The organism is Cupriavidus gilardii (assembly GCF_013347325.1).
GTDB lineage: Bacteria > Pseudomonadota > Gammaproteobacteria > Burkholderiales > Burkholderiaceae > Cupriavidus > Cupriavidus gilardii.
Map to the genome: position 1 here is coordinate 3,265,229 of NZ_CP054626.1, position 14,754 is coordinate 3,279,982.

13 protein-coding genes are annotated in these 14,754 nt (G+C 70.4%); 1 reads left to right on the forward strand and 12 read right to left on the reverse strand.

Annotated features, from left to right (window positions below):
• Positions 1-126: 126 nt before the first annotated feature.
• The 7 genes from FOB47_RS24975 to FOB47_RS25005 all read right to left on the reverse strand — a co-directional run bounded on the left by FOB47_RS24975 (position 127) and on the right by FOB47_RS25005 (position 9,063).
• The gene (locus FOB47_RS24975) at positions 127-1,335 is read right to left on the reverse strand and encodes an ABC transporter substrate-binding protein (RefSeq protein ID WP_006577642.1); all 1,209 of its coding nucleotides are present in this window, start codon (positions 1,333-1,335) and stop codon (positions 127-129) included.
• Positions 1,336-1,429: 94 nt separating this feature from the next.
• A complete protein-coding gene (locus tag FOB47_RS24980; protein ID WP_053822851.1) occupies positions 1,430-2,155 on the reverse strand; it encodes an ABC transporter ATP-binding protein in 726 nt (241 codons plus the stop codon).
• Between the two features lie 20 nt (positions 2,156-2,175).
• The gene (locus tag FOB47_RS24985; RefSeq protein ID WP_053822852.1) at positions 2,176-2,952 is read right to left on the reverse strand and encodes an ABC transporter ATP-binding protein; all 777 of its coding nucleotides are present in this window, start codon (positions 2,950-2,952) and stop codon (positions 2,176-2,178) included.
• Between the two features lie 402 nt (positions 2,953-3,354).
• Entirely contained in the window at positions 3,355-4,974 is a 1,620-nt protein-coding gene (locus tag FOB47_RS24990) for a GMC family oxidoreductase (protein ID WP_174782310.1), read from the reverse strand.
• A gap of 161 nt (positions 4,975-5,135) precedes the next feature.
• Positions 5,136-6,026, reverse strand: a complete 891-nt coding sequence (locus tag FOB47_RS24995; protein WP_174782311.1) for an alpha/beta hydrolase — start codon at positions 6,024-6,026, stop codon at positions 5,136-5,138.
• Positions 6,027-6,079: 53 nt separating this feature from the next.
• Entirely contained in the window at positions 6,080-6,538 is a 459-nt protein-coding gene (gene cueR / locus FOB47_RS25000; RefSeq protein ID WP_082371578.1) for a Cu(I)-responsive transcriptional regulator, read from the reverse strand.
• A 20-nt stretch (positions 6,539-6,558) separates the two neighbouring features.
• Entirely contained in the window at positions 6,559-9,063 is a 2,505-nt protein-coding gene (locus FOB47_RS25005; RefSeq protein WP_174782312.1) for a heavy metal translocating P-type ATPase, read from the reverse strand.
• A gap of 189 nt (positions 9,064-9,252) precedes the next feature.
• On the opposite strand from FOB47_RS25005, the gene FOB47_RS25010 reads away from it, so the two are divergent.
• On the forward strand, positions 9,253-9,447 hold the full coding sequence (locus FOB47_RS25010; RefSeq protein WP_006577909.1) for a heavy-metal-associated domain-containing protein: 195 nt from the start codon (positions 9,253-9,255) through the stop codon (positions 9,445-9,447).
• A gap of 57 nt (positions 9,448-9,504) precedes the next feature.
• Here FOB47_RS25010 and FOB47_RS25015 read toward each other — a convergent pair whose 3' ends face one another.
• The 5 genes from FOB47_RS25015 to FOB47_RS25035 all read right to left on the reverse strand — a co-directional run bounded on the left by FOB47_RS25015 (position 9,505) and on the right by FOB47_RS25035 (position 14,726).
• The gene (locus tag FOB47_RS25015; RefSeq protein WP_053822855.1) at positions 9,505-10,233 is read right to left on the reverse strand and encodes an OmpW/AlkL family protein; all 729 of its coding nucleotides are present in this window, start codon (positions 10,231-10,233) and stop codon (positions 9,505-9,507) included.
• Positions 10,234-10,404: 171 nt separating this feature from the next.
• Positions 10,405-10,560, reverse strand: coding sequence for a hypothetical protein (locus FOB47_RS25020; RefSeq protein WP_174782313.1), 156 nt, complete (start codon positions 10,558-10,560; stop codon positions 10,405-10,407).
• Complete coding sequence (locus FOB47_RS25025; RefSeq protein WP_174782314.1) at positions 10,557-11,582, reverse strand: delta(1)-pyrroline-2-carboxylate reductase family protein; 1,026 nt, start codon at positions 11,580-11,582, stop codon at positions 10,557-10,559. Before FOB47_RS25025 ends, FOB47_RS25020 begins: the two co-directional genes overlap by 4 nt.
• Positions 11,583-11,709: 127 nt before the next feature.
• Positions 11,710-14,049, reverse strand: a complete 2,340-nt coding sequence (gene pbpC, locus FOB47_RS25030; RefSeq protein WP_174782315.1) for a penicillin-binding protein 1C — start codon at positions 14,047-14,049, stop codon at positions 11,710-11,712.
• Positions 14,046-14,726 (reverse strand): lysoplasmalogenase, encoded by a 681-nt coding sequence (locus tag FOB47_RS25035; protein ID WP_174782566.1) that lies wholly within the window; start codon positions 14,724-14,726, stop codon positions 14,046-14,048. Before FOB47_RS25035 ends, pbpC begins: the two co-directional genes overlap by 4 nt.
• Between the last annotated feature and the right edge of the window lie 28 nt (positions 14,727-14,754).

Below are 14,754 nucleotides of genomic sequence, written 5' to 3' on the forward strand. Positions count from 1 at the left end.
CCGTTCCGCGCCGGCCCGCCGTCCATCGAGGAAGGCATGGGCCGGCGGCAGCGAACGCGCACGCGGCGCCGGTCGTTCATCGGGCCGCGGCGATGCGCCAGGCGCGCACCGCGCGGCCGCCATCGCTTACTTCTTCAGCAGCGCGCACTTCGACTCGGCGGGCGTCGTGAAGGCCTGGTCGCCCGGGATCGTCGCCACGACCTTCAGGTAGTCCCACGGCTTCTTCGACTCGGCCGGGCTCTTGACCTGCATCAGGTACATGTCGTGGATGGCGCGGCCATCGGCGCGGATATAGCCCTTGGTGTAGAAGTCGTCGATCTTCGCCTTCTTCAGCTCGGCCATCACCTTGTCCGGATCGTCGGTCTTGGCCGCCTCGACCGCCTTCAGGTAGGTACGCACCGCGGAGTAGTCGGCCGCCTGCAGGCTGCTCGGCATCTTCTTGTTCTTGGCGAAGAAGCGGTTGGCGAACTTGCGGGTCTCGTCGTTCATGTCCCAGTACCAGCTGTCGGTCATCAGCAGGCCTTCGGTGTTCTTCAGTCCGAGGCTGTGCACATCGTTGATGAACATCAGCAGGCCGGCGATCTTCATGTTCTTGGTGATGCCGAATTCCTTGGCCGCCTTGATCGAGTTGATCGTGTCGCCGCCGGCGTTGGCCAGGCCCAGAATCTGCGCCTTCGACGACTGCGCCTGCAGCAGGAACGACGAAAAGTCCGACGCCGACAGCGGATGGCGCACCGAGCCGACCACCGTGCCGCCATTGGCCTTGACCACCGCCGAGGTGTCGTTCTCCAGCGAATGGCCGAAGGCGTAGTCCGCGGTCAGGAAGAACCACGACTTGCCGCCCTGCTTGACCACCGCGCTGCCGGTGCCCTTGGCCAGCGCCACCGTGTCGTAGGCGTAGTGCACCGTGTACGGCGAGCACTCTTCGTTGGTCAGGCGCGCCGTGCCGGCGCCGATGTTGATGTAGACCTTTTTCTTTTCCTGCGCGACCTTGTTCATCGCCAGCGCGGTACCGGAGTTGGTGCCGCCCAGCAGCATGTCCAGGCCCTGCTGGTCCATCCATTCGCGCGCCTTCGACGCGGCGATGTCGGCCTTGTTCTGGTGGTCGGCCGACAGCAGCTCGATCGGCTTGCCGAGCACCTTGCCGCCGGCGTCCTCGATCGCCATCTTGACGGCCTCGACACCCGACTTGCCGTCGATGTCGGCGTACAAGCTGGACATGTCGGTGATGAAGCCGATCTTGACCGAATCACCCGATACCTGCGCGGAGGCCGCTCCGGCCGCCATGCCCGTCACCAAGGCCGCCATCGCGGCTGCGAGCCGTTTGATCTTCATTGCTTGTCTCCTGTGTTTCGGCGGCCTCGCGCCGCCCTTTCCTACACCGTACCTGCGACCCCTGACTGCGGTCATGCCTGCGATCCCGAAGGGATCAGACCCCAAGCAGTTCGTGCAACACCGGCATCTTCTGTTCGAGCTCGCCGGCGCCGAAGCGCTCGACGATGGTGCCGTGCTCCATCACATAGAAGCGGTCCGCCAGCGGCGCGGCGAAGCGGAAGTTCTGCTCCACCATCACCACCGTGTACCCCTTCTGCTTCAGCATCCGGATCATGCGGGCCAGCGCCTGCACGATCACCGGTGCCAGTCCTTCCGAAATCTCGTCGAGCAGCAGCAGGTTGGCGCCGGTGCGCAGGATGCGGCCGACCGCCAGCATCTGCTGCTCGCCGCCCGACAGGCGCGTGCCCTGGCTGTGCCTGCGCTCGGCCAGATTCGGGAACATCTCGTAGATCTCGGCCTCGCTCATGCCCTGCTTGGCGCCGTTGCCCTTGAGCTGCGGCGGCAGCAGCAGGTTCTCCTCGCACGACAGGCTGGCGAAGATGCCGCGCTCCTCCGGGCAGTAGCCGATGCCGTAGTGCGCGATCTTGTGCGTCGGCAGATGGATCGTCTCGTGGCCGTCGATCCGGATCGAGCCCTTGCGCGTGCCGGTCAGGCCCATGATCGCGCGCAGCGTGGTGGTGCGGCCGGCGCCGTTGCGGCCCAGCAGCGTGACCACCTCGCCGCGGTTCACGGTCAGGTCGACCCCGTGCAGGATGTGCGATTCGCCGTACCAGGCCTGCAGGCCGCGGATCTCGAGGGCGGGTGTGTTCTCAGTTGCCATGTCGTCGTTCCCGCTTGCTCTCAGTGCGCGCCCTGCAGCTCGGCGTCGGCCGTGCCCATATAGGCTTCCATCACGCGCGGATCCTTCGAGACCTGCTCGTATGGCCCTTCGGCCAGGATCGCGCCCCGTTGCAGCACGGTGATCGTGTCCGCGATCGACGACACCACGTTCATGTTGTGTTCGACCATCAGGATGGTGCGCCCGGACGACACCTTCTTGATCAGTTGCGTGACGCGGTCGACGTCCTCGTGGCCCATGCCCTGGGTCGGCTCGTCGAGCAGCATCAGCTCCGGTTCCATCGCCAGCGTGGTGGCGATCTCCAGCGCGCGCTTGCGGCCGTACGGCAGGTTGACGGTGACGGTGTCGGCGAACTCGGTCAGTCCGACTTGCTCGAGCAGCGCCATCGCCTCGTCGTCGAGCACCGACAGCGTGCGTTCGCTGCGCCAGAAGTGGAAATGCGTGCCGAGCTTGCGCTGCAGCCCGATGCGCACGTTCTCGCGCACGGTCAGGTGCGGAAACACCGCCGAGATCTGGAACGAACGGATCACGCCGCGGCGCGCGATTTGCGCGGGCTTCTCGCCGGTGATGTCGGTGCCGTTGAACAGGATGGTGCCGGTGGTCGGCACCAGGAATTTCGTCAGCAGATTGAAGCAGGTGGTCTTGCCCGCTCCATTCGGGCCGATCAGCGCATGGATGGACCCGCGCCTGACCCGCAGATTGACGTCGCTGACCGCGGTGAACCCCTTGAACTCCTTGGTGAGGTTGCGCGTCTCCAGGATGGTTTCCTGCTGGTTCATGTCTCCTGCCCGTCCTCGTTCGGCACGACGCTTGGCTTCTGGCCCGTCGTGCCCGGATTCGACCCGCGACCCCTGACGGCGCTGCGCGATGGCGGCGCGCGTGTGGGGATCGCCTTGTCTGCAATGTCTTATTGGTTTGTGTGGCAGCGCGCTGGGTGGCAGCGGCGGCGCGGTCGGATGCAACGCGGAAGCCCGCGCGGATGTGAGCGCGGCATCACGACTGTCCGGCGTCTATTGTGGGCACCTGTTGCGTCGCAAAACATCCGGGTTTGCACTGAGCCTGAAACATGAACCAGCTGTCATGTTTGCCAGGCAGTGCGGACGTATTGCCGGGGAGAACTGCCAAAGGGAAGCGGTGCGGCGCCGCACGCGGCGGCGCGACCGTCATGCTGCGCCGGCGCGTCAGCCGCGCGCGCCGCTGCGCCAGTCCTCGCGGATCATGTCGCTGGCGCGCTCGGCAATCATGATCGTCGGCGAGTTGGTATTGCCCGAGGTGATCAGCGGCATCACCGAGGCGTCGACCACGCGCAGGCCCTGCACCCCGATCACGCGCAGGCGCTGGTCCACCACCGCCTGCGGATCGTCGGGCTTGCCCATGCGGCAGGTGCCGACCGGATGGAAGATCGTCGTGCCGATATCGCCGGCCGCGCGCGCCAGCGACTCGTCGTCCTCGACATGCGGGCCCGGCAGCCATTCCTGCGGCCGGTACGGCGCCAGCGCGGGCGCGGCCACGATGCGGCGGGTCAGCCTGAGCGAGTCCGCCGCGACCTTGCGGTCCTCGTCGGTCGACAGGTAGTTGGGCGCGATCACCGGCGCCTGGCGGAAGTCCGGGCTGTCGATGTGGACGCTGCCGCGCGAGGTCGGCCGCAGATTGCAGACGCTGGCGGTGAAGGCGTTGAACGTGTGCAGCGGCTCGCCGAACTTGTCGAGCGACAGCGGTTGCACGTGGTACTCGACATTGGGCCGCGCCTGGTCCGGATCCGAGCGCGCGAACGCGCCGAGCTGCGACGGCGCCATGCTCATCGGCCCGCTCTGGTTCCACGCGTACTGCAGCCCGATGCCGAGCTTGCCCCACCAGTTGCCGACACGCGTGTTCAGCGTGCGCACGCCCTCGACCTTGTCGATCATCCGCAGTTGCAGATGGTCCTGCAGGTTCTCGCCGACGCCGGGCAGCGCCTGCCGCACGGCGATACCGAGCGCCTGCAGCCGCTCGGGCTGGCCGATGCCCGAAAGCTCCAGCAGCTGCGGCGTGTTGACCGCGCCCGCGGCGAGGATCACCTCGCGCCGTGCCGCCACCGTATGGGCTTGCCCGCCGCCGACATAGTGCAGGCCGCTGCAGCGGCGTCCGTCGAAGGTCAGCTCGCTGACCTGCGCGCCGGTGACGATGGTCAGGTTCGGCCGTTCGGAGGCGCGCCGCAGGAACGCCTTCGACGTGTTCCAGCGGATGCCGCGGCGCTGGTTGACCTCGAAGTAGCCGACGCCGAAATTGTCGCCGCGGTTGAAGTCGTCAGTGCGCGGAATGCCGGTCTGCTCGGCCGCGTCGATGAAGCGCTCGAGGATGTCCCAGCGCAGGCGCTGCGGCTCGACGCGCCATTCGCCGCCGGCGCCGTGAAATTCGTTGGCGCCGCGATGATGGTCCTCGCTGCGCTTGAACAGCGGCAGCACGTTGTCCCAGCGCCAGCCGTCGTCGCCGGTGATGCGCGCCCAGTCGTCGTAGTCCTCGCGCTGCCCGCGCATGTAGATCATGCCGTTGATCGACGAGCAGCCGCCCAGCACGCGGCCGCGCGGATAGATCAGCGAGCGCCCGTTCAGTCCCGGCTCGGCGACGGTGCGGTACATCCAGTCGGTGCGCGGATTGCCGATGCAGTACAGGTAGCCCACCGGAATATGGATCCAGTGGTAGTCGTCCTTGCCGCCCGCCTCGAGCAGCAGCACGCTGACGTCGGCGTCCTGCGTCAGCCGGTTGGCCAGCACGCAGCCCGCGGTGCCGCCGCCGACGATGATGTAGTCGTAGGTCTCCATGCTCTTCTTCTGGGTTGGATGTCGATCGGGATGCGTCCGTCCGCCGCGGGAGGACGGCCGGCAAGCTGAGGCGTTCTGCTCTGCCTTCTGCGTGGTGCGTCGTGCGTTCGGTGCTGGGCGTCCGGTCTGGATCGATACCGGCGATCGCGTCGTCGTGCGCTTCAGCGGTCCGCGTCCGCCACCGGCTGCAGATGGCGGCGCAGCCAGTCGCTCAGCGCGTCGAGCACCTCGGTCCGCAGCGCCGCCTGCTCGTTGAAGATCTCGTGGTAGGCGTGCTCGAACCAGACGCATTCGCGCAGGTCGGCCGGCGCATTGTCGCAGAAGCGCCGGCTGCCCGCCGGATCGACCACGCGATCGGCCCCGGCGACCAGCAGCAGCGTCGGCGCCTCGAGCAGCGGCGCATCGGCCTGCGCGCGTTCGATGCCGAGCATCATGCTGTGCAGGATGCCCGCCGTCAGCGTGCGCTGCACCAACGGATCGCTGCGATAGCTGGCCACCTCGGCGGGATCGTGGCTGAGGTCGGACGGGCGGATCGGACTGGGTACGCGCAGGTTCGGCGCCAGCGTCAGCAGCATCCGCTGCAGGGTCAGCATCGCGCCGCCGATGCGCAGCGCCAGTGCCGGCGAGGACAGCACCAGCGCGCGCACCGGCCGCACGCGCGAGGTTGCCAGCCGCGCCGCGACCAGCCCGCCCATGCTGTGGCCGAGCACGATCGGCAACTCCGGCCAGCGCTGCACCGCGCCGTCGTAGATCTCCACCAGGTCGTCCAGGAAGACATCGGGCCGCTCGGCCACCATGCGTGCGCCGCCGCTGGCGCCGTGGCCACGCTGGTCGTAGGCCACCACCCGCAGCCCCAGCGCGCACAGCCGCGCCGCCACATGCGCGTAGCGCCCGCAGTGCTCGGCGAGCCCGTGCACCAGCAGCAGCGTGCCCGACGGTTCGGGCCACAGCCGCGGGTCGGGCAGCCAGGTGCGCAGCAGCAGCTCGGTGCCGTCGCGCATGCGCTGGCGGCTTTCGGCCGGCGCAATGGCGGCGCTCTGGGATGCATCCATGCAATCGCTCTCCTCGTCGGCACGCGGCGCGGCCGCACGCCGGTCAGCGTTCATCAGTGGCAGGCGGGGCGCGCATTGCCGTCGCGTGCATTGCGGTCGGACGTGTCCGCGGACGGCGCGTGCCCCGGCTCGGCGAAGTCGGCGAGGATCGGGCAGTCCGGCCGCTCGTCGCCGCTGCAGGCCTCGGCCAGCGAGCGCAGCGTGTCGCGCATCGCCACCAGTTCCGCGATGCGCGTTTCCAGTTCGGCGACATGGCGCAGCGTCAGCGCCTTGACGTCCGCGCTGGCACGCCCGCGGTCCTGCCACAGCAGCAGCAGGTTGCGGATCTCGTCCAGCGAGAACCCGAGATTACGGGCGCGCCGCACGAAGCGCAAGGTATGCAGCGCGCGCTCGTCGTAGCGCCGATAGCCCCCTTCGCTGCGCGGCGGCACGGGCAGCAGCCCGATCGATTCGTAGTGCCGGATCATCTTGGCGGACACGCCCGAGGCAGCCGCCGCTTCGCCGATATTCATCGCCTTGCTTCCTCCATGTTTCAGCGCTGCACGGCCTCGCTGCGCGGCGCCGGCCGCCAGCGCCGCAGCAGCAGCGCGTTGCCGACCACGCTGACGCTCGAGAAGGCCATCGCCGCGCCCGCCACCACCGGACTGAGCAGACCGGCCGCCGCCAGCGGGATGCCGATCACGTTGTAGACGAATGCCCAGAACAGGTTCTGCCGGATCTTGCGCACCGTACGGTGCGACATTGCCAGCGCATCGGCGACCAGGCCCGGATCGCCGCGCATCAGCGTGATGCCGGCCGCGTGCATCGCCACGTCGGTGCCGGTGGACATCGCGATGCCGACGTCGGCCGCGGCCAGCGCCGGTGCATCGTTGACGCCGTCGCCGACCATCGCGACCACCGCGCCGGCGCGCTTGAGCGCCGCCACGCGCGCGGCCTTGTCCTCGGGCAGCACCTCGGCCTGCACGTCGTCGATGCCGAGCGCGTCGGCGACCTGCGCCGCGGCGCCCTGGCTGTCGCCGGACAGCATCACGGTGCGCACGCCGGCCGCGTGCAGGCGCGCCACCGCTTCGCGCGCGCCGGGCTTGATCGCATCGCCGAACGCGACCAGCCCTTCGACGCGGCGCGCATCGATCTCGATCAGCCACGACACCGTGCGGCCGGCCCGGCGCAGCGCATCGGCTTCGCGCTGCAGCGCGGAACCTTCGTCCCGCGACGCGCCCAGCTCCTTGCGCAGCCGCTCGCTGCCGAGCGCCCATGCAACACCGTCGATGCGCCCGCTGATGCCGCGGCCCGGCAGCGCGCGCAGTTCGCTGGCGACCGGCACCGTCAACTCGCGCTGCCCGGCGGCGTGCAGCACCGCCCGGGCCAGCGGATGTTCGCTGCCGGCCTGCAGCGCGGCCAGCCGCCGCAGCAGCAACGACGGCGCGTCGCCGGCCGTTGCGTCCGCCGGCAGCAACGCCACCACCTCGGGCTGTCCGACGGTCAGCGTGCCGGTCTTGTCGAACGCGACCACATTGACGCGATGCGCGGTCTCCAGCGCCTCGGCGTCCTTGACCAGGATGCCGGCGCGCGCGCCGGCGCCGGTGCCGGCGATGATCGCGGTCGGCGTGGCCAGGCCCAGCGCGCACGGGCACGCGATCACCAGCACCGCCACCGCATTGAGCAGCGCCGACTGCCAGTCGCCCAGCGCCAGTCCCCAGCCCAGCAGCGTGACCAGCGCGATCGCCAGCACCACCGGCACGAACACCGCGCTGACGCGGTCGACCAGCCGCTGGATCGGCGCCTTGGCCGCCTGCGCATGCTCGACCATGCGGATGATGCGCGCCAGCACCGTTTCCGCGCCGACCGCGGCGGTGCGCAGCACCAGCCGGCCTTCGCCGTTGATGGCGCCGCCGGTCACGCGGTCGTCGACATGCTTGGGCACCGGCAGGCTTTCGCCGGTCAGCATCGATTCGTCGGCATGGCTGTCGCCGTCGATCACCACGCCGTCGACCGGAATGCGTTCGCCCGGCAGCACGATCACTTCGTCGCCGACGCGTACCTGGGCCAGCGGCACCGTGGTGTCGACGCCGTCGCGGCGCACACGCGCGGTATCCGGCCGCAGCGCGGCCAGCGCGCGGATCGCGTCCGCGGTCTGCCGCTTGGCGCGGACCTCGAGCCATTTGCCGAGCCGGACCAGCGTGATCACCACCGCCGCGCTCTCGAAATACAGGTGCGGATGGCCCGCGCCATGCGCCGCGGCGCCGCGCCAGACCAGCCACAGCGACAGGCCGTAGGCGGCCGAGGTGCCGAGCGCGACCAGCAGATCCATATTGCCGGTGCCCGCGCGTGCCGCCTTCCAGCCGGCGCGATAGAAGCGCCAGCCGAACACGAACTGCACCGGCGTGGCCAGCAGCCATTGCCACAGTGCCGGCACGTTCCAGTCGATGCCGAACCAGCCGAGCACCATCGGCGCGACCAGCGGCAGCGACAGCGCGGCCGGGATTGCCACGGCCCACGGTCCGGACCAGAAGCCGGCGGCGCGCTCGGGCGCGGTCTGCCCGCCCGTCGCCGTCTCGGCCACCGGTTCGGCGGCATAGCCCGCACGCGCCACGGCCTCGGTCAGCGCCGGCAGCATGTCGGCCGCACCGCCGCCCACCAGCGTCACAAGGGCGCGCTCGGTGGCCAGATTGACCTGGGCATCGACCACGCCGGGCACCGCGCGCAACGCGCGCTCGACGCGGCCGACGCAGGAGGCGCACGTCATCTCGCGCACCGCCAGCTCCAGCTCGGTACGCGGCACCGCATAGCCGGCGGCGGCGACGGCGTCGGCGGCCGCCGGCAGCACGGCCGCGCTGTCGGCCTGGACGGTAGCCTCCTCGGTGGCCAGGTTGACGGCGACCGAACGCACGCCCGGCACCTTGGCCAGCGCATTCTCGACCCGGCGCACGCAGGAGGCGCAGGTCATCCCTTCGATCGGCAGGCGCCATTCGGGCGCGGCCGGCGTGGTATTGGCACCGGACGGGGCCGGCGACAGCGGAAGTGAAGAAGTGGACATGGCGGTTGACATCCTCGTTGACATAGCCTGTCACTGGATGCTGGACCTTACCATGCTAGGAAGGTCAAGGCCGGTGCGCCAGGTGTCGCAGCGAGGCTGCGGGGCTTGCGCCTGACACGATGGGAAGGTTCACAATGGCGTCATTCCGGGTACTTGCCGGATTTCCAGCCCATTCCGAGGAGTTCAACGATGATGCAGTTTCAAGTGGAAGGCATGTCCTGCAATCACTGCGTGGGCGCGATCACGCGTGCGGTGAAGCAGGTCGATCCCGACGCGCGCGTGTCGGCCGATATCGCGGCGCAGGCGGTCAGCGTGGAAGCGGACGCCGATGTGCAGGAGGTGCGGGAGGCGATCGAAGCGGCGGGCTATCCGGTCAAGGGCTGACCGGAAGGAACCGCGTCCGCGCTCCGGGGAGACGCGGACGCGGCCGGTCGGCGCGGCTCAGAAGCGGTAGCCGACGTTCAGGAAGGTCACGATCGGATCGATCTTGATCTTGGTGTGCGACACCACGGTGGCGCCGCCCTGCGCGGAATTGCGCGTGACGAAGGTCGCGCGGGTATCCAGCGGCAGGTAGGACACCGACAGGCCGATATGCCAGCGCTCGTTGATCTTGTAGTTCGCGCCGATGTTGAAGACCGGATTCCACGACGACTTGGCGCTCGCGGTCATCGTGGCGTTGGGGCCGAACTCCTGGCGCACGAACTGCTGGTTGGTGATCGTCTCGTCGGTAAACCAGGTGTAGTTGACGCCCAGGCCCACATAGGGGCGGAAACGCGAGGCCGGCTCGAGGAAGTGGTACTTGACCAGCACCGCCGGGCTCCACTGGCGCACCGTGCCGAGCTTGCCGTACCGGCCGTAGCCCTTGTCGCCCTCGACATCGTGCTCCGGGGGGATACCGACCACGAACTCGGTCGAGATGTGGTCCGTAACGAAGTGGTCGATCGACAAGCCCAGCGTATTGGCCGCCTTGATGTCGGCGCCGGTATTGGGACGCTGCATGCCGACCGGGCGGCCGCCGACGCTGTCGATGGTCAGCGGGTCGGCCGAGCTGTTCGGCATCACGCGGAACCAGCCCGCACTGACGACAGTGCTGCCGGCCGACTGTGCCTGGGCAGCTCCGCCCACTACCATGGCCGCGACAGCCACCAGGATTTTCTTGTTGTTCAACATCCTCTCTCCTTCGTGGTTTTCAACTGCAAGGGCAGCATTATCCCGCCGCCGATGCCGTCATCGTTTCATTCCAGAGACATTTTGTAGAGGCACGCCACTAAATCGAGGGTTTACCGCAATCCGCGGTATCCGAAGGGGCACCACAGCCGGGAGAGAGGCGGCAGAAGTGTCTCAGTAATGTGACAGCGAGCGGTGATCCAGGGCCATCGGCACCATCGGCACCATCGACGCCATCGACGCCATCGGCACCATCGGCACCATCGGCACCATCGGCACCATCGGCACCATCGGCACCATCCGCACCGCCGGCACCGTCGGCGCCGTCATGCGCGGTCGCTTCGCACGGCCAGCGCGCAGGCCGCCAGATCCCACAGCGCATAGCCGACGCTCTTGAACACCAGCGGACTGCCGGTGCGCGCGCGGATCGCGTCGGCGGCCAGGATCGCCGTCTCGAACGGCTGCACCGCGGCCCAGTCGATGCCGGCCTGCAGCAGGTCGCCGGCCTCGTCCTCGATGCCGAACAGCGTATCGGCCAGCAGCCGCCCCGCCTGCGCGGCGCCGCGGCACAGCGCCGGCGGCAACTCGCACATGTCCGGCCGGAACGCACCGACCGCGGCGATGAAGTGGTCGTCGCGCCAGCAGCCGGCATCCAGGTCCGGCAGCACCGGCGTGCGGCTCGACGTCACGGTGACGACCATCGACACGCGGCCCAGCACCGCCTCGACCTCGCCGGCGGATTCGAGCACCTCGGCCTCCAGGCCAAGTTCGCGTGCCCGCGCCGCCAGCGCATGGGCCTTGTCCGCCGTGCGCGAATGCAGCCAGACCCGCCGCAGCGGCAGCCCGGCGGCGAAGGCCTCGAGGTGCGTGGTGGCCTGTACGCCGGCGCCGACGATCAGCAGCCCGCCGTCGGGCCGTGCGGCGAAGCGCTGCGCCGCCAGCAGCGACACCGCGGCCGTGCGTCGCCCCGTCACCGTCGGTCCGTCCAGCAGCGCCAGCCGCACGCCGGTATGCGCGTCGGCCACCACCACTTCGCCGAGGATATTGGGCAGCCCGCGCGCCGGATTGCCCGGATGGACCGTGATGTTCTTGGTCATCACCAGGTCGGCATTGCGGGCCGGCATCACCAGCAGCGTCCCCTCGCCCTCCGGGGCCGCGGCGGTCACGTCGCCGACCGGCAGCGCGAGCCGCGGCGGCGCCATCGCGGTGCCGGCGCGCAGTTCGCCGAGCATGTCGGCAATGGCGACGGCCAGTTCGGGATACGGCAGCCGCGCCGCCGTCTGCGCGGCATCGAGCAGCATCGGCGGGACGGTCTGTGAGGCGGTCGGCGAGGCAATCGGTTCGGTAGGCATGGGATCGAGCTCCTGGGAACGCTGGGAATCTGAGGGTAGCGGCCGACGGCAGCGAGGCAGCGAGGCAGCGAGGCAGCGAGGCAGCGAGGCAGCGAGGCAGCGAGGCAGCGAGGCAGCGAGGCAGCGATTATCCGCGCTCGGCCGCGGCTGCGGCGCCCTGCCTCGCCGCCGTCCTGCCCCGCCCTGGCGGAGGACCGTCGCGCCCTTCGCGCACGGTCGCGCCGCGCACCTCGATGCGGACCGTATCGAGCACCGTGCCGCCGGCATCGACCAGTTCGAGCCGATGCCGCCCCGGCCAGGGCAGCCAGGCCAGCTTGCCGCCACGGCCCAGGCGCTTGCCGTCGAGCCGCCAGGCCACCGCCCGTGCGGTCCGGCCCGCGACATCCTCGGCGTGCAGCCAGACGCGCTGCGCCTGCGGCGGAATATCCGGATCGAGCGCGAACACGGTGCCATCGGCCGGACTGGCGATCGCCGCGGCACGGCCGGTGTCCGCACCGCGCGCCGCCGCCGTCCGCCCTGCACCGCGCCCCGCCGCCGTGCCCGCGTGGTGGCTGCCGACGGCGACGACAGGCACCGCGGTGCCCGCCAGGAACACCTCTTCGCGCGCAGGCTCGGGTACGCCTTCAAACCGCACCGGCATGCGCTCCACGTCCGCAGGCATCGCCGGCGGCCGGCTCGCGCGCTCGCGATGCAGGTAGGCCATCACGTCGTGCCAGACCGGCGCCGCGCCCGATACGCCGGACACATCGCGCATCGCCGCGCCGCTGGCATTGCCGACCCAGACCCCGACCGTGTAGTGCTGCGACCAGCCGATGCACCAGTTGTCGCGCATGTCCTTGCTGGTGCCGGTCTTGACCGCGGTCCAGAAGCGGGTGGTCAGCGGACTGTCGAGGCCGAAGGTCCGCGCGCGCGCATGCCGGTCGGACAGCACGTCGCCGATCACATGCGCCGCCGCGGCCGACATTACGGCCAGCGGCCGCGGCGCCGGCTCGGCCAGCCGCATCCGCACCGGCGCCTGGCGGCCCTGGTTGGCCAGCGTGCGGTAGGCATTGGTCAGCGTCAGCAGCGACACGTCGGCGCTGCCCAGCGCCAGGCTGTAGCCGTAGTAGTCGCCGGCCTCGGTCAGCGGCAGGCCGAGCGCCACCAGCCGCCGATGGAAGCGGTGCGGGGTCACCATCACCAGCGTGCGCACCGCCGGCACATTGAGCGAACCGGCCAGCGCGGCGCGCATGCTGACCCAGCCGCCGTAGCGGCCATCGTAGTTGCGGGGAATATAGAGGCCGCCGCCGGTCGGCAGGTTGACCGGCCGGTCGTCCAGCAGCGAGGCCGCGGTCAGGCGCCGCTCCTCCAGCGCCTGCGCATAGAGGAAAGGCTTCAGCGTCGAGCCGGCCTGGCGCAGCGCGGCCGCATGGTCGACCTGCGCCGCCGCAGACAGCGCGCCCGACGAGCCCACATAGGCCAGCACGTCGCCGCTGGCGTTGTCGAGCACGACCACCGCGCCGTCCTCGACATGGCGTCCGGCCAGCTCGCGCAGGTGCCGCTGCAGGCTGGCCATCGCCAGCCGCTGCACGCCGGCATCGAGCGTCGAGTCGATCGCGGCCCGCGCCGTCGTGCCTGCACTGTGCAGGGTCCGCTCGACCAGCAGGCGGCCCAGGTGGGGCGCCAGCTGCGCGCGGCCCGGTCCGGCCGGCGGCATCGCGGCGCGCGCCAGTGCCAGTTGCGTAAAGCCGTCCAGCCCGTTGCAGCCGTCCGGCTGCGCCATCTCGCGCAGGATCTGGCAGGCGCGCTGCGCCACGCGCGCCGGCGCGGCATTGGGCGCGCGCACCAGCGCCACTGCCAGCGCCGCCTCGCGCGCATCGAGCCCGCTCGGCAGCTTGCCGAACAGCCCCTGCGACAGCGCCGACAGGCCGACCAGCTCGCCGCGCAGCGGTACCAGGTTCAGGTAGGCCTCGAGGATCTGGCTCTTGCTCCAGCCTTGTTCGAGCCGCGCCGCGCGCCAGGCCTGGCTCATCTTCTGCGCCGCGCTGCGTCCGCCCGCGCCGCGGCGCAGCTCGTCGTCGATCAGCGCGGCCAGCTGCATCGTCAGCGTCGAGGCGCCCCGCGTGCGCGTGTTCCACAGATTGGCCCAGGCCGCGCCGGCCACGCCCTGCCAGTCCACGCCGCTGTGCCGGTAGAAGCGCCGGTCCTCCGACAGCACGATCGCGGTGCGCACCGCCGGCGAGATCTCGTCGAGCGCCACCCACTGGCCGCGCCGCGCGCCGAAATCGGTCCGCACCGTGGCGACCGGTTCGCCATGTCGATCCCGCACGATCACGTCGGCGCTGCGGTAGCTGCCGCGCACCTGGTCGAAGCCGGGCAGCGCGTCGGCGAACGCCGGCGCGGACGGTATCGCGGACAGCAGCACGCCAAGCAGCGCCGCCGCCCGCGCCGCGCGCCGGATGCCGGGCCATCGCGTTGCCCGCGTCATGGCCGCCGCCCCGCGACGATGCCCGCGACCAGCAATACCTGGGCCGCGGCATAGGTCCACCAGATGCCCAGTTCGAAGCGATCGAACGGCGACAGGAAGCGCGCGATGCCGATCAGCGCATCGGACACGACGAAGCACAGCGCGCCGAGCGCGGCCAGCGGCGTCGGCAGCCGCGCCAGCAGCGCCGCGCAGGCCATCGCCGTCAGCGCGACGACATAGGCGCAGACCTCGATCTGGAGCGTGCCGAGGTTGGGCCAGAAGCGCCCCAGCAGCGTGCCGACCGTACCGATCACCGCGCCGCTGGCGAGCAGCCGGTGCGGCCGGTCGTCGCCGACCAGCGGCAGCAGCAACGCGAGATAGCACAGATGCGCCAGCAGGAAGAAGCCGAGCCCGCCGGAGAAGGAAAACGGCAGCCACGGCACCGCCAGCAGCAGATCGCCCACCGCGGAGAACAGCAGCGCAGCAACCAGCCAGCGCCGCTCGCGGCGCACCGGATGGAACCACGCCGCACGCGCCAGCAGCAACGCCATCGCCGTCTTCCATGCCGGCTGCCAGGCGAAGCTGCCCGTCAGCGGCGTGCCGGGCGGCAGCTCCAGCGCGGCGCTGACCAGCAGCGTGCCGTAGATGGTGCCGGCGACGGTGCCGGCCATCCACCATTCGCGCACGCGCGGCGGCATCGTCCAGCCGCGCCGTTCGAGGACATCG